General features: G+C 63.8%; 19 protein-coding genes. 8 read left to right on the top strand and 11 right to left on the bottom strand.

What is annotated here, in order from left to right; all coding sequences use genetic code 11:
• Positions 1–125: 125 nt before the first annotated feature.
• Both FJ418_RS08215 and FJ418_RS08205 read right to left on the bottom strand, forming a co-directional pair.
• Positions 126–1466: an FAD/NAD(P)-binding protein gene (locus FJ418_RS08215; RefSeq protein WP_140864763.1), complete on the bottom strand. Its 1341-nt coding sequence runs from the start codon at positions 1464–1466 to the stop codon at positions 126–128.
• Between the two features lie 475 nt (positions 1467–1941).
• Positions 1942–2127 carry a hypothetical protein gene (locus tag FJ418_RS08205; RefSeq protein WP_140645963.1) on the bottom strand — a complete coding sequence of 62 codons (186 nt, stop codon included), beginning with the start codon at positions 2125–2127 and terminating at the stop codon, positions 1942–1944.
• Between the two features lie 309 nt (positions 2128–2436).
• On the opposite strand from FJ418_RS08205, the gene FJ418_RS08200 reads away from it, so the two are divergent.
• The 4 genes from FJ418_RS08200 to FJ418_RS08185 all read left to right on the top strand — a co-directional run bounded on the left by FJ418_RS08200 (position 2437) and on the right by FJ418_RS08185 (position 5704).
• Positions 2437–2799: a septal ring lytic transglycosylase RlpA family protein gene (locus FJ418_RS08200; protein ID WP_095767965.1), complete on the top strand. Its 363-nt coding sequence runs from the start codon at positions 2437–2439 to the stop codon at positions 2797–2799.
• A 337-nt stretch (positions 2800–3136) separates the two neighbouring features.
• Positions 3137–4414 (top strand): polyhydroxyalkanoate depolymerase, encoded by a 1278-nt coding sequence (locus tag FJ418_RS08195; RefSeq protein ID WP_140864759.1) that lies wholly within the window; start codon positions 3137–3139, stop codon positions 4412–4414.
• Between the two features lie 189 nt (positions 4415–4603).
• The gene (locus FJ418_RS08190) at positions 4604–5221 is read left to right on the top strand and encodes a transglutaminase-like cysteine peptidase (protein WP_140645966.1); all 618 of its coding nucleotides are present in this window, start codon (positions 4604–4606) and stop codon (positions 5219–5221) included.
• A gap of 228 nt (positions 5222–5449) precedes the next feature.
• The gene (locus FJ418_RS08185; RefSeq protein WP_140864757.1) at positions 5450–5704 is read left to right on the top strand and encodes a hypothetical protein; all 255 of its coding nucleotides are present in this window, start codon (positions 5450–5452) and stop codon (positions 5702–5704) included.
• Positions 5705–5997: 293 nt separating this feature from the next.
• On the opposite strand, the gene FJ418_RS08180 is transcribed toward FJ418_RS08185, so the two are convergent.
• The 4 genes from FJ418_RS08180 to FJ418_RS08165 are packed head-to-tail and all read right to left on the bottom strand — an operon-like array spanning position 5998 to position 8729.
• Positions 5998–6360: a helix-turn-helix transcriptional regulator gene (locus FJ418_RS08180; protein ID WP_140864755.1), complete on the bottom strand. Its 363-nt coding sequence runs from the start codon at positions 6358–6360 to the stop codon at positions 5998–6000.
• A 10-nt stretch (positions 6361–6370) separates the two neighbouring features.
• Entirely contained in the window at positions 6371–6895 is a 525-nt protein-coding gene (locus FJ418_RS08175) for a Smr/MutS family protein (RefSeq protein WP_140864753.1), read from the bottom strand.
• The gene (locus FJ418_RS08170; protein ID WP_140864751.1) at positions 6892–7998 is read right to left on the bottom strand and encodes a murein transglycosylase A; all 1107 of its coding nucleotides are present in this window, start codon (positions 7996–7998) and stop codon (positions 6892–6894) included. Before FJ418_RS08170 ends, FJ418_RS08175 begins: the two co-directional genes overlap by 4 nt.
• A 23-nt stretch (positions 7999–8021) precedes the next feature.
• Positions 8022–8729 carry a Tim44/TimA family putative adaptor protein gene (locus FJ418_RS08165; protein WP_140659563.1) on the bottom strand — a complete coding sequence of 236 codons (708 nt, stop codon included), beginning with the start codon at positions 8727–8729 and terminating at the stop codon, positions 8022–8024.
• A 201-nt stretch (positions 8730–8930) separates the two neighbouring features.
• Here FJ418_RS08165 and FJ418_RS08160 point away from each other — a divergent pair, with 201 nt between their 5' ends.
• Complete coding sequence (locus FJ418_RS08160; protein ID WP_140864749.1) at positions 8931–9425, top strand: FxsA family protein; 495 nt, start codon at positions 8931–8933, stop codon at positions 9423–9425.
• A 288-nt stretch (positions 9426–9713) separates the two neighbouring features.
• On the top strand, positions 9714–10217 hold the full coding sequence (secB, locus tag FJ418_RS08155; protein WP_140645973.1) for a protein-export chaperone SecB: 504 nt from the start codon (positions 9714–9716) through the stop codon (positions 10215–10217).
• A 324-nt stretch (positions 10218–10541) separates the two neighbouring features.
• Here secB and dnaQ read toward each other — a convergent pair whose 3' ends face one another.
• The 5 genes from dnaQ to FJ418_RS08125 all read right to left on the bottom strand — a co-directional run bounded on the left by dnaQ (position 10542) and on the right by FJ418_RS08125 (position 14484).
• On the bottom strand, positions 10542–11399 hold the full coding sequence (gene dnaQ / locus FJ418_RS08150; RefSeq protein WP_281407561.1) for a DNA polymerase III subunit epsilon: 858 nt from the start codon (positions 11397–11399) through the stop codon (positions 10542–10544).
• The gene (gene coaE / locus FJ418_RS08145; protein WP_140864745.1) at positions 11326–11931 is read right to left on the bottom strand and encodes a dephospho-CoA kinase; all 606 of its coding nucleotides are present in this window, start codon (positions 11929–11931) and stop codon (positions 11326–11328) included. The genes dnaQ and coaE overlap by 74 nt, the downstream gene beginning before the upstream one ends.
• On the bottom strand, positions 11931–12764 hold the full coding sequence (locus tag FJ418_RS08140) for a shikimate dehydrogenase (protein WP_140864743.1): 834 nt from the start codon (positions 12762–12764) through the stop codon (positions 11931–11933). Before FJ418_RS08140 ends, coaE begins: the two co-directional genes overlap by 1 nt.
• Complete coding sequence (locus FJ418_RS08135) at positions 12757–13356, bottom strand: Maf-like protein (protein ID WP_140659567.1); 600 nt, start codon at positions 13354–13356, stop codon at positions 12757–12759. The genes FJ418_RS08140 and FJ418_RS08135 overlap by 8 nt, the downstream gene beginning before the upstream one ends.
• A 306-nt stretch (positions 13357–13662) precedes the next feature.
• The gene (locus FJ418_RS08125; RefSeq protein WP_140659568.1) at positions 13663–14484 is read right to left on the bottom strand and encodes a pyruvate, water dikinase regulatory protein; all 822 of its coding nucleotides are present in this window, start codon (positions 14482–14484) and stop codon (positions 13663–13665) included.
• 403 nt (positions 14485–14887) lie between these two features.
• On the opposite strand from FJ418_RS08125, the gene hemE reads away from it, so the two are divergent.
• Complete coding sequence (hemE, locus tag FJ418_RS08120) at positions 14888–15916, top strand: uroporphyrinogen decarboxylase (RefSeq protein WP_140864741.1); 1029 nt, start codon at positions 14888–14890, stop codon at positions 15914–15916.
• Entirely contained in the window at positions 15913–16458 is a 546-nt protein-coding gene (hemJ, locus tag FJ418_RS08115; protein ID WP_140864739.1) for a protoporphyrinogen oxidase HemJ, read from the top strand. The genes hemE and hemJ overlap by 4 nt, the downstream gene beginning before the upstream one ends.
• Positions 16459–16550: the final 92 nt, after the last annotated feature.

Genomic DNA, 16550 nt, shown 5'->3' with positions numbered 1-16550 from the left:
AGCGTCTTCTTCTGCAATGTCGGCGATTGGCGAAAGCCGAGGCGACAGCCAATCTCCCCACTTGTGGGGGAGATGGCCGGCAGGCCAGAGGGGGGCGCCGTGGAGCGCCAACCTCGACGAAAAAATCACCCCAGCAATTGCTTGCTCAGCTTCGCGCATTGCACGCGGATGTCGGGAATGGCGTCGATCTCGAAGAAGGTGCCGCGCGTCAGCGGCCCGACGGCGAGCAGCTTCGACGACACCGTGCCGTCGGCCGCGATCAGCTCGCATTTGGCGGTGACATCGAGGCCGAGACGCAGCGGATCGGGCCGCGCCACGCCGCGCTCGACCAGCGAGCGCACGACGCCGTTCGACGTTCTCGAAATATCGCGGGCGATGCCCATGCAATCATAGATGCGGGCGACGTCCAGGGTCTCGACATCCTGCGTGCCGCGCGGCTGGATTTTCACGGCGAAGCCACCGTTCGCCTCGACGTTCACGACCCTTCCGGCGATGAGGCGGATGCGGTCCGACCTTACCGCCTCGGTGACGCGCGCGTAGACTTCCGGCGCCATGCGGTGGCGGTGGATATCCCACCAGGCCTTGGTGTGCTCGACGAAGCGGCGCTTGGCCGAGGACGGCCAGTTCTGCCAGATCGTCTGGTTGAACGGCCTCAGGCCATCGACGACGTCGCGCCAGTCGCCGCCAGCCTTCTCGATCTCGCGGATCAGATTGCGGAACCAGCCGACGAAATAGGAGAGTTCCGTGCCGAGCGGAATGTCGGCGATATCGAGCTTGATCGGATTGCCCTTGCGGTGCGGCGACGGCAGCAGCCCGCGCCGCGACACCGCGACGATGGCGCCGCGATGGCCGCGCTGTTCCAGCGAGAGAAACGCGTCGACCATGCTCAGGCCGGTGCCGAGCAGCAGCACCTGGGCTTGCGGATCAAGCGTGGTGTCGGCCTCCGTCCCCATCCGGACGGCGTGGCCCTGGAAGGCGCCGGGCTGCTCGTCGTGACCGGTGGCCAGGACGGCAAGATGCGCGACGACGCTGGTGCCGTTGGCCAAGGCCACCTCGACGCCCGACGCGGTCGGCGCGATCGACAGGCTCTCCTCGCGGATCAGCCTGAGCCGGCCGGTGTCGCGCTCGCGCTCCACGAGGCCGTCGAGCAATTCCTGCAGATAGCGGGCATAGAGGCTGCGCGGCGCATAGAACGGCCCCTGGTCCGGCCTGGCGAAGCCGCGTTCCAGCACCCAGCGCGCGAAATGCATCGGGTCGTCGGCATAGCCGCTCATGCCGGAGGCGTTGACGTTGAGCACATGCGCCGAAAGCAGCGTCGAATAGGCCATGCCCTGGCCGAAATGCGGCCGCTTCTCGATCAAGGTGACGCGCAGGTCCGGATTGGGCGATTTCAACAGATGCGCGGCCAGCACGACACCGCTGGCGCCGCCGCCGACAATGATGATGGAATTGGCGCGTCCAACCATGACTGCTCGCCGAAACCGAGCGATCAACGCGCGGCAAGCGCCGCGAGCGGCCTTGGCCGCAAGCCACGAACGATCGCCGGAACGGGCTTTTGAAGGTCGCGCATCGTTCTCTCACTCCCAATGTTGATAAGATTACTATACTAACCGAGCCGGGCACGAAACCAGAGTTCCAATTGCCGCGCCCTTTGAAGCATGAATTTGCCCGGATGGCGTGACAGGCGGATTTTCGTTCGGCCTGAGAACGGCGGCCTACGTTCCTTCGTCATTCCAGGGCGGAGCGACGCGGAGCGGAGCGTAGACCTCAGAGTGACGACACAAGAGACGCTCAGCCAACGCGCAAGGGTGGTGGTTGCCGGCGAACGCGACCGCTTGCCGCCGCGCGACGAGAGCTTCTACCGGGCCTGGCAGTACTGGTCGCAAAGATCGGGTCGCAGACTAACCTTTGTCGCCAGCCGTCTCCGCGCGGCCGGCAAGATCAGATGCGGGAGCGGTTCGCCCAGCGCAGCCCGACCACGCCGACCAGCATGGTGACGAGGCCGATATAGAGCCATTGCGTCTGGCCGGTCATGAAGCTGCCCTTGACGAGGCCGAGACCTTGCAGCGACCACAGCGCACCCAACCCCAGCACAATCAGCGCCAGCACAAACCTGATCAATCGCATCGGCTTGACCCTCTCCGGAAGTCGATCCTGAACGGCAATGGGGACGCAACAAAAGACGCGGAGGAACCGAAGCAGTTCCGTTCCTCTGTACTTGAATCCTGACGACCGATGTTGGCCGGAACGATCCGGATATCGGTCCGATATTCATTGAGAATACGCCTTCCCGGTGCCGGAAATATCATGACAAACTGTTTCGCGGCGACTCCAAACGTGTGCCATCGCCATGGAACCGCCAGATCAATGCCGCATTTCCTGCCTCATTCGGCACATATCGGCGGGGCCTACCTCTAACGGAGCCACCCCCAAAGCATGAAGAAAACCAACCAGACCGCGCTTGTCGCGGTAACGATCGCGGCTGGCCTGATGGCCGGCGCCTCTTCCGCCTCCTCCGCCGCCGCGCAGTGCGGCCGCGCTTCCTGGTATGCGCTGCATTCCAGAACCGCCTCGGGGGAACGCATGAACCCCTCGGCACTGACTGCCGCCCACCGCTCCTTGCCCTTCGGCACCAAGCTCAGGGTCACCAACAAGAACAACGGCCGCAGCGTCGTCGTGCGCATCAACGATCGCGGTCCGTTCGTGAAAGGACGCATGCTCGATCTCTCCCGCGGCGCCGCCGGCCAGCTGGGCTTCATCGGTTCGGGCCATACCGCCGTCTGCATGGCGCGCGTCTGAGCTTTGTTTTGATGCATGTCGTTGCCCCAAAACCGCTGCACACTTTAGGGCGACATGCATTGTCCGTCGGACCATGATCCAATGCGGACCAAGTGGTTCGGGATCATGGCCGATGTCCGGCATGAGGGCCGGACACATATCCTTCACATTTCCGCAGCGCACATTGAGCCGGCTCGCCCGCTCAAGCCCGATTTTCAACAGGTTGAACCAAAGAAGCATTCGTCAGACAAAATGACGTATTGCATCGCAAAAATATCTTGTTAGCCTCGCCAGGAGACATTCAAGGCTCGGCGCTGTCCGTCGTCCTTTTGGTCGTTGGACGGCAGCGGGGTTCGCGATGTTCTACCAGCTCTATGAAATGAACCATGCGGCGCTGCAGCCGGCTCGCCTCTATGCCGACGCGGTACGGCTCTTCTACTCCAACCCGCTCAATCCGATTTCCCACACCCCCTTCGGCCGCTCGGTCGCGGCGACCGCGGAGCTCTTCGAGCGGACCACCCGCCGCTACGGCAAGCCGCAATTCGGCCTGGACAAGACCGTGGTCGACTGGAAAAGCGTCGCCGTCGCGGAAAAGACGGTCTGGTCGAAGCCGTTCTGCAACCTGATCCGTTTCGAGCGCGCGCTGCCCGCCGGCCGCAAGCCGGACCCCAAGCTTTTGATCGTGGCGCCGATGTCTGGCCATTACGCGACGCTGCTGCGCGGCACGGTCGAGGCGATGCTGCCCTATGCCGACGTGCACATCACCGACTGGGTCGATGCCCGAATGGTACCGGCGGCGCAAGGCAGCTTCGATCTCGACGACTACATCGACTATGTCATCGAGATGTTCCACGCGCTCGGCCCCGACACGCATGTGATGGCCGTGTGCCAGCCTTCGGTGCCGGTGCTGGCGGCGGTGGCGCTGATGGAAAAGCGCGGCGATCCCTTCGTGCCCGCCACCATGACGTTGATGGGCGGCCCGGTCGACACGCGCCGCAACCCGACCGCGGTCAATCTTCTGGCCAAGGAAAAGGGCATCGACTGGTTCCGCGACAATGTCGTGATGCATGCGCCCTGGCCGGTGCCGGGCTTCGGCCGCACGGTCTATCCGGGCTTCCTGCAGCTTTCGGGCTTCATGAGCATGAATCTCGACCGCCACATCATCGCCCACAAGGACTTCTTCATGCATCTTGTGAAGCATGACGGCGACAGCGCCGAAAAGCACCGCGACTTCTATGACGAATATCTGGCGGTGATGGACCTGACGGCGGAATTCTACCTGCAGACGGTCGACACCGTGTTCGTGCGCCACGCACTGCCGAAAGGCGAGATGAAGCATCGCGGCGAGACGGTCGACTGCGCGGCGATCCGCAACGTGGCGCTGCTCACCATCGAGGGCGAGAACGACGACATTTCAGGGCTCGGCCAGACCCAGGCCGCGCATGATCTGTGTGTCAACATTCCCGCCGACAAGCATGTCCATTACATGCAGCCGGCCGTCGGCCATTACGGCGTCTTCAACGGCTCGCGCTTCCGCTCCGAGATCGTGCCGCGCATCGCCGACTTCATCTCCAGCTATGGCCGCCAGCAGCGGGTGGCGGTGAGGCCGAAGCTGGTCCGTTCGGCCAAAAGCTGAACGCCGGAGCCCGGATCAGCCCTGCCGCCGCCCGGCGGCCGGCCGTGTTGCGCCCACGCCTCTGTTGCGAAAGTGCCGCTACGGGATCGTCCAGGTAACCATGCCGTCAAACTGGCCGTCGTCTCCAATTGACACGGACTGTAAATCGCCTTTAACGTTTCGTTAATAAAGAACAGGGCGGCGGGGACAATGACTTCCTCAGCGATGACGCGGATTCTGCGTTTGTGTGCGGTCGCAGGGCTGACGATCTCTGCGCATTGGGCCGTGCCTGCCTGGGCGGCGGGCGCGATGGCCACGGGCGGGCTGACCTCGCAGCCGATCGGCCACTATGATTTCTGCAAATCGCATCCGAACGAGTGCAACATCCGCCCGGCCAATCTCGATCCGGCCAGGATGACCGACGGTCTGTGGCGCCGGCTGACCAGCGTGAGCGCCAAGGTCAACGCCGCCGTCAAGCCGTTGAGCGATCTCGATCACTATGGCAAGGACGAAGTCTGGGCCTACCCGGACGACGGCTATGGCGACTGCGAGGACTATGTGCTGGAAAAGCGCCGCCAGCTCTACCGCATGGGCATGTCGCTCGCCGATCTTTTGATCACCGTCGTACGCAAGCAGGACGGGGAAGGCCATTCGGTGCTGACGGTGCGCACCGACAAGGGCGACTACGTGCTCGACAACCTGACCGACAAGGTCAAAGCCTGGGACGCGACCGGCTACCGCTTCCTCAAGCGCCAGGCGATCGACAACACCGGACGCTGGGTCTCGATCCGCGACGGCCAGGCGGTGCTGGTCGGCTCGGTGCAGTAGGCGCCAACTTCGGTTTCGTCATATTGTAGGGCGAAGCCAGAGCGCAGCGATGCGCCGCAGTTCCGGCCGCCAAACTACCCTATCCTCCTCAAACCATTCTATGGTCTGCGCCGCGTCGCTTCGCTCCCGCTCCGCCCGTGGATGACGAAGTCTCACAGCTCCATGAACCATTTCCTCCCGGCTGGCGACACACGGCCGTGGACGGAAACCAAACCATGGAGAATTCAAATGACTGCTTTTCTGCGGAACACCCTGCTTGCCGCCGTCGCGGTATCGGCCCTGACCGGATCGGCTCTGGCGGACGAGACTGTCAAAAGCTGCGCCAAGACCAACTTCAATGATTTGTGGAGCGGTCGCTGCTGCAGCGTCGGTTCCGCGAACTGCCCGGGCGGCGGCAATGGCCGCGACCATCAGGGCCATCAAGGTAATGGCGGCCGGGGCAGCACCAATGACGGCAGCACGAACGGCGCCGGCAAGCTCTGATTTAGAGGTGAGGGCTTTCCACAGCGTCGCACATGGAAGCCTTGGCTTCGCGCCTTCGTCATTCTATGGCGGAGCAAGGAGCGAAGCGACGCAGCGCAGACCATAGAATCCATTCCGTGACCTAAGAGCGTCGCGGCGGTGCAGAAAAACCTCTGTTCTGCACCGCCTTTACCCTTCGCGCGAGGTCACGGAATGGATCCTCGGGTCTCCGCGTCCGCTTCGCTCCCGCTCCGCCCGTGGATGACGAAGTTCGGGCGGCTTCGGCTAGCGGCATCCCGTTTTATGCGGGCAAACTATCCCCTCAGCGCAGCTCGGACCAATGCCGTGATCTTCCTCAGTTCCGCTTCATCGAGCCTCTCGATGCTGTCGGCCAAAAGGTTGGCCAGCTCGGTGGCCGCCGGCGACAGGCCGGACGTGTCGATCCTGACCCTTGGGTGCGAGCTTTCGGCGAGGCGGGCAAGTTCCTCGGCGTCGTCCCAGATGATGTTGAAGTAGCCGATGATCTTCTGGATTAGCGTCCAGGTCGGCGCGCCGCGGCGGCCGTGCTCGAGCGCCGACAGATAGGCGGCGCTGACGCCGATGGCTTCGGCCATCGCCTTCTGGCTGACGCCGCGTTCGGCGCGCAGCGCCCTGAGCTTCTCGCCGAACGGGGTCATACCAGGTCCCTCATAGGCGCGTCCGCCGCAGCCGCACATAGAGCGCGCCCGAGCCGCCATGGTTGCGGGCGGCGTGATCGTGGCTGGACACAAGATGCCGGAAGGCCGGCGTCGACAGCCAGGCCGGAACGGCGCGGCGCAGGATGCCGTCGCCGCCGGAGGACGAGCCCTTGCCGGTGATGATCAGCACGTAACGGATGCCGCCGGCATGCGCCCGGTTGAGGAAGGTGAGCAGCAGCGAATAGGCCTCGTCCTGCGTCATGCCGTGCAGGTCGACGCGGCCTTCGATCGGCAGCCGGCCTTTTTTCAGCTTATGCAGCGTCTGGTCGTCGAGCGCGTGCGAGACATGCTGCGGCTTGGGTTTTGCGGCAGCGGCCGGAACGCCGTTGACCGGAGCGGCGGCCGGCGCCGGTTTCGGCTCGACGATGTCGGGGATCTCGACGGCGGTCTTGCCTTTCAGCGGCCGGGCCGAACGCGCCACCAGGTTCCACAGGATGCGGTCGTCGTCGCTGAGATGATCGTCGCGGCGGCTCACCGGCGCGCTCCATCGAACAGGCCGCGGGGCACCAGCGCATAGAAGTCGGCCGCGTTGCGGACCACGCCGGCGATTTCGCCGGCGGCATCGCCCGAGCCGGCGAAGAGATCGCCCCGGGCCGGGCCGGTGATGGCCGAGCCGGTGTCCTGCGCGATCATCAGCCGCCGGAACGGTTTTTGGTCGAAGGCGGTGAGCGTCGGCGCGTCGATATAGAAGGGTGTGCCGAATGTGTGCAGCAGGCGGTCGACCGCGACCGAACGCCCGGGCGTCAGCGGCACCTTGGCGGCGGCGATGGGCCCAAGCGCTGTATCGTCGACTTCGGCTTCGCGGAAGAAGATGTAGGAGCGGTTCCGCCACAGGATCTCGTCGACGCGGTCGGGATGCGCCTTGAACCAGGCTCGGATCGACTGCATCGTCACCTTTTCGAGCGGGATCTCGCCGAGATCGCTCAAGGTCTTGCCGGGGCCAGAAAAGCGCTGGCCGGACTTGGCGGCATAAGTGACGCGGCAGAGCCTGCCGTCGGTCATCTTCAATCTAGCTGCGCCCTGCACATGGATGAAGAAGGCATCGACCTTTTCGGCGAGCCAGGCGATCTCGAGGTTCTGGCCGGAGAGCGCGCCGCGCTCGATTTCGCCGCGGTCGAAATATTCGACCGGAGCAGCATCCGTCCGCCGGGCGAAGGCCAGATAGGCATCCATGCCGGCCGGCCGGTTGCCGTCGTCGATGTCGATCAGGTCGGCGGGGCAGGACAGCAGCGGCACGGTGAACCGCTCGGTCCTGACCGGCGAGGCCTCGACCTCGGGTTCGTAAAAACCGGTGACAAGGCCGGCGCCGCCATTGTCGGGTACGACCAGAGCGGGAACGAAATGCCGTTCGAAGAACGACCGCGCCTCGGACCTGCTCGGCGCCGAAACGGCGCGCGCCTCGGCATAGGCCTCGGCAAAAGCATTGAAATCGACGCCGAGCGATCCGGTGCGGTAAGGTTTTATCGGGGCGTGGAAGGCCGAGCGGCGGAACGCGGCCAATGCCGCAGCGTGGTCGTCTTCGCCCCAGCCCGAAAGGTCGGTAAAGGATTTTTCGCTGAAAGTGGGAGAGAGCGGCACGACTGGGGCCCCGCCGCTTGATCTCAATCTTCTTCTTCGGTGGCGACGAGCTTCCAGTTCGGGTCGCGCGAGCGGGTGTCGCGGGCGAAGGTCCAGACATCCTTGACCTCGGCCACGGTTTCCGGGTCGCCGTCGATGACGGCGCCGGCCTTGTCGCGGGTCGCCGAGATCAGCTCGGAGACGATGCGCAGCGTGATATGCGCTTCCGAACCCTTCATTTCGGCTGCGACGATGTCGGCCTTGTCGATGCCGACAAAGGAAGACTGGATCTTTTCGGATTTGGCCTCGCGTTCGCCGATCGCGGCGACGAAACCATCATAGACTTCGCGCGACAACAGGTTCTTCAGCGTCTTACGGTCGCCGTCGGCATAGGCCATGACGATCATCTCGTAGGCCATCTTGGCGCCGTCGACGAAGCCCTTCGGCTCGAACGACGCATCATTGTCCTTGATGGAGCGCAGGCCCTTGTTGAGATCGGTGTCGGGTTTGGCGAAGGCGTCGATATCGGCATAGGTCTCGGGCGCGGTTTCGCCCGGCGCGCGCTTGCGCGGCAGCGACACGACATTTTCAGGCTTTTGCGCCGCATCGGCCTCGCGCGTGCGGCTCGCCGAATAGGGATCGAAGGGCGGACGCTCGTTTCCGGTGCGACGTCCAAGCACGTTGCGCAGCTGGAAAAAGATCACAACCGCCGCAATCAGGAAGAAAATCGTGCCGAAGTCGAAGAAACCCATATTTTCCGCCAACCGATCCCTGTCCGTGCCGGACCGGCGTAACCCCTGGGGGACCGCGGTCGCATAGCGTTCAACACCCAAAGCATATAGAACGGCAGGCGCAATCATTCAAATCAAAGGCAGCCATACCTATCTAAGGGCGCCAAGGCCAGCGGCGATTGTCCGCCAGCGCCGCAAAAGAAGAAAGCGATCGGTCGAGACTTGCGCATTTCGTTCATCCCGCTGTTCCTGCTCCTGCTGCCGCTGCTGGAGATCGCCGGCTTCGTCGTTGTCGGCCGCGAGATCGGCGCTTTGGCGACGGTCGGGCTGGTCATCCTGTCCACCGTCGCGGGCAGCCTGCTGCTCCGGCACCAGGGTTTTGGCGTCATGGCGCGGGTGCGGACGGAGATGGATGCCGGGCGCGACCCCAGCCGCCAGCTCGCGCATGGCGCTATGATCGTGCTGGCGGCGATCCTGCTGATCATCCCGGGCTTCGTCACCGACATCTTCGCCATTCTTCTGTTGCTGCCGCCGGTGCGCGACTTCGCCTGGCGCGCGCTCAAGAACCGCATCGTCATGGCGACCAGCTTCAGCAGCGGCTTTTCGGCCCGCCGGCGCGACAATGTCATCGACCTCGACGACACAGACTATTCGCGCGACGACTATCCGAACCGGCCGGACCACAATTCACCCTGGCGGCGGCTGAAGAACGACTAGTCCTCGACAGGGACTTTGACCGGCCGGCTCTGGCAGATGGCATGCCTTGGAGATTGGCCGAAACGCCCATCGCGATCGTCATTCCAGGGCGAAGCAGGAGCGAAGCGACCCGCGCAGACCCTGGAATGACGAGGTTGAGGAGCTTCAGCCAATCCCCAGCGTTTGCGCTGTCCTGTTCCTCCTGCCGATAAGGGCGGCAAAACTTGTTTTGTCCGGCCGACCATGGTAGCGAACCCGCGATTTCAATCCGGTCAGCAATGCTGCCCAGGCAAAAGGACTTAAAGGCTAATGGCCAGCAACGATGACGCGGCGACCGGCGCCGCCAACGGCAACGGCACCCAGAACCAGCCCTCGCTCAATGTGCTTGCGCAATATGTGAAGGACCTGTCCTTCGAGAGCCCTGGCGCGCCGAATTCGCTGCGCGGCCGCGACAAGGCTCCGGGTATCGCCATCAATGTCAACGTCAACGCCAATCCGCTCTCGGACAAGCAGTTCGACGTCAATTTGACGCTGAACGCCAAGGCCTCCTTCGACCAGGAAGTGCTGTTCAATGTCGAGCTGGTCTATGGCGGCGTCTTCGCCATAAACGGTTTCCCGCAGGAGCATATGCTGCCGCTGCTGTTCATCGAATGCCCGCGGCTTTTGTTCCCGTTCGCCCGCCAGATCATCGCCGACGCCACCCGCAATGGCGGCTTCCCGCCGCTGATGCTCGACCCGATCGATTTCGCGCAGATGTTCCAGCAGCGCATCGCCGAGGACCAGGCGGCGGCGAGCAAGATCCAGGTGAGCTGAGGCGAATCGGCGCCACACCGTATCGAGAGCCCGGCTTCGCGCCGGGCTTTTTTGTTTGATCAGGGCCCAGCGAGCAGTTGCCAACCTTCGCGATTGGCCGTGGCCGCCTTCCCGTTCGTCATTCCAGGGCGGAGCAAGGAGCGGAGCGACGCGCGCAGACCCTGGAATCCATGCCGTGACGTCAAGGCGTTACGGCGGTTACAGAATTCTGCACCGTCGCACCCTACGGCCGAGGTCACGGCATGGATACTCGGGTCAAGCCCGAGTATGACGACGTCACGGGGGGTTTCGGCCAATCTCCAACGTCGGCGCCAGCGCGCCCGCTCAGCCCGCGGTCGCCACTTTCAGCCACAGCGCCTTTTCACCCAGCGTCGAAACCAGCCCGGCATGCGCCGCGCGATCCGCTTCGCTCAACCGCGACGACAGGGCGATCGGCCGGGCGCCGATCGAGATGTCGATGTCGGCCACCTCGCCGGCGCCGTTCATCCGCACCGCCACGGCCTCGAGCACCAGCGCCGCCTGCTTGCCGCCGATCAGCTCGATATAGACCTCGGCCAGCAGTTCGGAGTCGAGCAGCGCGCCGTGCTTGGTGCGGCGGGTGTTGTCGATGCCGTAACGACGGCAGAGCGCATCGAGGGAGTTCGGCCCCATCGGATGCTTGCGGCGCGCGAGCGCCAGCGTGTCGACGATGCGGCCGGGATCGATGGCCGCCTGGTCGAGCCGGCTGAACTCGATATTGAGGAAGCCGATATCGAAGGTGGCGTTGTGGGCGATCAACTTGGCGCCGTCGGTGAAGTCCAGCCATTCCTGCGCGATTTCGGCGAAGGTCGGCTTGCCGACAAGGTCGGCGGCGCTGATGCCATGCACGGCCTGCGCCTCGGCGTGGATCGCGCGCCCTTGCGGATTGATGAATTTGTGGAAGGTGCGGCCAGTCGGGAAGCGGTTGACCAGCTCGATGCCGCCGAGCTCGATGATGCGGTCGTCGCGCAAATCGAGGCCGGTGGTTTCCGTATCGAAGATGATCTCACGCATTCGAATCAGTTGTCCTTGGCACGGGCAGCATCGTGCTTCGGCGAAAAATGGCAATGGCGGCTGCTGACAGCAAGAGTCAGGAGGGTGGTGTCTCCTTCTTATCCCCCGCCAGTTCGGCGACGATCGCCTCGACCGCCTTTCGAGCGGCATCGAAGCCGTGGCCAGTGTCGATGATGAAATCGGCCTGGCGGCGCTTTTCGGCGTCGGGCACCTGCTTGGCGAGGATCGACGAAAACTTCTCCTCGCTCATGCCCGGCCTGGCGAGCACGCGTTCACGCTGGATTTCGGGCGAGGCGGTGACGACCACGACCTTGTCGACGCGGCCGCGGCCGCCGGTCTCGAACAAAAGCGGGATGTCGAGCACGGCGAGCGGCGCGCCGGCGGCGCGGTGTTTGGCCAGGAACGCGTCGGCATCGGCGCGCACCAGCGGATGGACGATTGCCTCGAGCTTCTTCAGCGCGTCCGGATCGGCGAGCACTTTTCCGGCGAGCTTGACGCGGTCGACCACGCCTGCCTGCGTCGTGCCCGGGAAGGCCGCCTCGACCAGGGGGGCGGCCTTGCCGGAATAGAGGCGATGCACGGTCTCGTCGGAATCATGCACCGGCACGCCGGCCTCGGCGAACATTTTCGCCGTCGCCGACTTTCCCATGCCGATCGATCCGGTAAGGCCGAGCACGATCATCAATGGCCCCCGATATCGGCGACGATCACGCTTCGCAGCTCGGACGTAACGTCGGGTTTCCGGCCGAACCAGCGTTCGAAACCGGGCACCGCCTGATGCAGAAGCATGCCGAGACCATCGACGGTTTTCAGGCCACGCGCCCTGGCGGCGGCGAGCAAAGGCGTCTCCAGCGGCACATAGACGATGTCGGTGACGATGGCATGGTCCGGCAACGCGCCCGGATCGGCGGCCAAGGTTCCATTGCCATGCATGCCGAGCGAAGTGGTGTTGATGAGCAGGCCGGCATCGGCAAGCAGCTCGCCGAGCGCATCGGCGCCGTGCGCCGAGATGCCGGCGCCAAAATGGCGCCCGAGTTCCTCGGCTCTGGCGAGCGTCCGGTTGACGATGCGGATATCCTTCACCGCGCGCTCCTTCAGCGCATGGATGACCGCGCGCGAAGCCCCGCCGGCGCCGAGCACAACGGCCGGGCCATTGGCCGCCCAGCCGGGCGCATACTGGTCGAGGTTGGCGGCAAAGCCGTAGCCGTCGGTGTTGCCGCCACACAGAATGCCATCCTCGAACCATAGTGTGTTGACCGCGCCGATCGCGTCGGCCGCGTGATCGCGGCGGGCGACGCCGGCGAAGGCCGCCTCCTTGTGCGGGATGGTGACGTTGCCGCCGCGAAAACCATTGTCGGCAAGCGCCTTCAGGAAGGACGCGAAATCATCCGGCGCGACGTCGATCGCTTCATAGCTGCCGTCGATGCCGTATTGCGCCAGCCAATGGCCGTGGATCTTCGGCGAGCGCGAATGCGCGATCGGATGTCCCGTGACGAAGGCCTTTTTCTCAGCCATCGATGGCTCCCAATGCGCGCAGCTCCTTCAGCACCGGCAAAAGCGGCAGGCCGACAATGGTGAAATAATCGCCCTCGATCTTCTCGAACAGCTGGATGCCTTCGCCCTCGACCTGGTAGGCGCCGACGCTGGACAGCGCCTTGGCGCCGACGCGCGCCAGATGCCGGCCGATGAAGGCGGGATCGAGCTTGCGCATCGTGAGGCTGGCGACGCCGACATGGCGCCACAGCACCTCGCCGTCGCGGCAAAGCACGGCGGCGCTGTTGAGCTGATGAGTCTTACCCGACAACGTTAGGAGATGACGCCGCGCGCTTTCCATGTCGGCGGGCTTGTGAAAGATCTCGTCGCCCAGCGACAGCGTCTGGTCGCAGCCGAGCACCAGGGCGCCCGGCTTGCGCTCGCTGACCTCGGTCGCCTTGGCTTCCGCGAGGATCGACGCGACATCCTCGGGTGAAGCGCCGCTGTCCTTCAGCGGAGCCTCGAGCGCGCGCTCGTCGACATTTGCCGGCACCGCCTCGATGTCGAGGCCGGCATTGACGAGCATCGCCTTGCGGTAGGGACTGCCTGAAGCGAGGAGGATTTTCTCGGCCATGATTTTTCGCCCAACTAGCTCCCTGACGCTGTTGACCCATCGTTTGTCTGGGGGTCCAGCACAAACTTTGGAGAATGGCCAAAGCCTTACGACCTTCGTCATCCTAGGGCGAAGCAGGAGCGAAGCTCCGTCACGAAGACCCTAGGATCCATGCCATAACCTCAGCCGAGGGGCGCAGCGGAGCAGAATTCTACACCGTCGCAACACTTCGACGTCACGGCATGGATCCTAGGGTCTGCGCCGCGTCGCTTTGCTCCTTGCTCCGCCCTAGGATGACGAAGCGGCCGGCGTCTCGGCAAATCTCAGTTAGCGCGTCTTTCCCCGCAGGGCAACGATCGCGGCCGCGGTTTCCTCGATGGAGCGGCGGCTGACATCGATCATCGGCCAACCATGCCTGGTGCAGAGCTGGCGGGCGTAGGCGAGCTCCTCGTTGATGGCGGCGCGGTCGACATAGGCGGTCGGCACAAAGGCGGCGCTGTTGCCGAGGATGCGATTTTGCCTCACATGCGAGATGCGTTCGGCCGTGGCGATCAGGCCGACGACCAACGGCGTCCTGGCGGCGATCAGGCTTTCGGGCAGCGGCACGCCGAGCACGATCGGGATGTTGGCGGTCTTGATGCCGCGATTGGCAAGATAGATGCTGGTCGGCGTCTTCGAAGTCCGCGATATGCCGATCAGCACGATATCGGCATCGTCCATATTGGCCGGCAGTTGGCCGTCATCATGCTCCATGGTGAAGTTCAAGGCATCGATGCGGCGGAAATATTCGGCGTCGAGCACGTGCTGGGCGCCGACGCGGCGGCCGGCCGGCGTGCCGAGATAGGACTGGAAGACCGTCAGCACCGGCTCCAGCACCGACACGCAAGGCAGGCCCATCGCCGCGCAGCGCTCGTCGATCGAGCGCGCCAGCTTCTGGTCGACCACCGTATAGAGAATGATGCCCGGCTCCTCCTCGATATCCTCGAAGACCTTGGCGATCTGCTTTTCCGTGCGGATCAGCGGATAGATATGCTCGATGGCGCGCGCATCCTTGTATTGCGCCGACGCCGCGCGGCCGGCCGCTAGCAGCGTCTCACCGGTGGCGTCGGAGATCAGATGCAGGTGGAAGAAGCTCTGAGGTTTGTTCACAGGGGATGGGTCCAGACTGTGGGCAATTGTGGACAAGGCTGGATGGGCAGGCCTCGGGTCGGGAAGCGACTGTATCAGATGGCCGCTTGTCCACAATTCGACCCGCTGTAGGCTTTGTCGCGGCGCTGGGGACAAATCTGGGGATCAACTTTTCTTGGCCGATTTCGTCCACAGCGGGAAGTCCAGACCCGAAAGGCCAAGCTTTTGACTCGAAAGCCTGAATCCGCCTTGTCCCCAGATCCCTCCAAATTGCGAAAGCGAGTACGCGACAATATGCTGACTGGCCTTTTCGAGCCGCAGGCTGGACAGGTCGCAATCATCACAACCAACAGACTCTTAGAATCAGAAGACTCTTTTAAAATAGATATTTGATTTAAGAGACACCCGGAGGGGACAGCGCCAAATGGCTGTGAAACGGATCATGCTGGACGTCCTCAAGGGCGAGACGGTTGCACCGCCGCCGCTCTGGATGATGCGTCAGGCGGGCCGCTATCTTCCCGAATACCGGGAGACCAGGAAGCGGGCAGGATCCTTCCTCGATCTCTGCTACGACCCGGATCTTGCCGTCGAGGTGACGCTGCAGCCGATCGAACGCTTCGGCTTCGATGCCTCGATCCTGTTCTCCGACATTCTCGTCGTGCCCAACGCCTTGGGGCGGGATGTCCGCTTCGAAGAGGGCCGCGGCCCGATCCTGAAGCCGATCTCGGCATCGGAGATTCCCGCGCTGGATGGCGGTATGTTTCACGTGAATCTCGCACCGGTCTACGAGACGGTGCGCCGGTTGCGCGCCAAACTGCCCGACGAGACGACGCTGCTCGGCTTCTGCGGAGCGCCCTGGACGGTGGCGACCTATATGATTGCCGGGCACGGCACGCCCGACCAGGGCCCTGCCCGGCTTTTCGCCTATCGCGAGCTCGAGGCCTTCGCACTGCTTGTGAAGATTCTGGCCGACCACTCGGCCGCCTATCTCATTCGCCAGATCGACGCCGGCGCCGATGCGGTGCAGATTTTCGATTCGTGGTCGGGCGTGCTGGACGAACCATCCTTCGAGGCCTTCTGCGTCGAGCCGGTGGCCGAGATCGTCCGGCAGGTGAAGGCGGCTCACCCGAACGTGCCAGTGATCGGCTTTCCGAAGGGCGCCGGCGAGCGCTATCGCGACTACAGGAGGAAGACCGGCATCACCGGTCTCGGCCTCGACTGGACCGTGCCGCTGTCGATGGCGAAGGACTTGCAACGCGACGGAGCGGTGCAAGGCAATCTCGATCCGCTGCGCCTGGTCGCCGGCGGCAAGGCGCTGGCCGACGGCGTCGATGCGATTCTAAGAACGCTGGGTGGTGGACCGCTGATCTTCAATCTCGGCCACGGCATCACGCCGGAGACGCCGGTGTCGCATGTCGAGGCGATGGTGAAAATGGTGAGGAGCCGCCGATGAGCAACGAGAACAGCGCGAGCAGTGGGAACAGCACTGGCCAGGCGATGAAGCGCATGGCGATCGGCTTTGCCGTGCTCGTCGTGCTGAGCGCGCTGCTCTATTTCGTGGCGGGCGACGGCTTCTACCCCTGGGCAAAGGCGATCCATGTGATTGCCGTCATCGCCTGGATGGCCGGCATGCTCTATCTGCCGCGGCTCTTCGTCTATCACGTCGATGCCGAGAAAGGCTCGGTGCAGTCCGAGACCTTCAAGGTGATGGAACGCCGGCTGCTGCGGGGCATCATCAATCCGGCGATGGTCGTGACCTGGGTGTTCGGGCTTTGGCTGGCCTGGAAGGGCTTTGGCTTCCAGGGCGGCTGGCTGCACGCCAAGATCGCGCTGGTGCTCGCCTTGTCGGGGCTGCATGGCTATCTCGCCGCCGCGGTCAGGAAATTCGCCGAGGACAAGAACGAAAAATCGGCGCGGCACTGGCGGATCGTCAATGAGATCCCCACATTGCTGATGATCGTCATCGTCATCCTGGTCATCGTGAAACCGTTTTAGATCGGGAGCATGATCGTTCCGAAAACCGGTTTCCACTTTTCGGGATCATGCTCCAGGCTTCCTTCGATCCAGCAGAAGCCCAGCAAAAGGCG

Source organism: Mesorhizobium sp. B2-8-3 (genome assembly GCF_006440815.1).
Taxonomy (GTDB): domain Bacteria; phylum Pseudomonadota; class Alphaproteobacteria; order Rhizobiales; family Rhizobiaceae; genus Mesorhizobium.
This window is presented reverse-complemented; position numbering and strand designations above follow the sequence as displayed.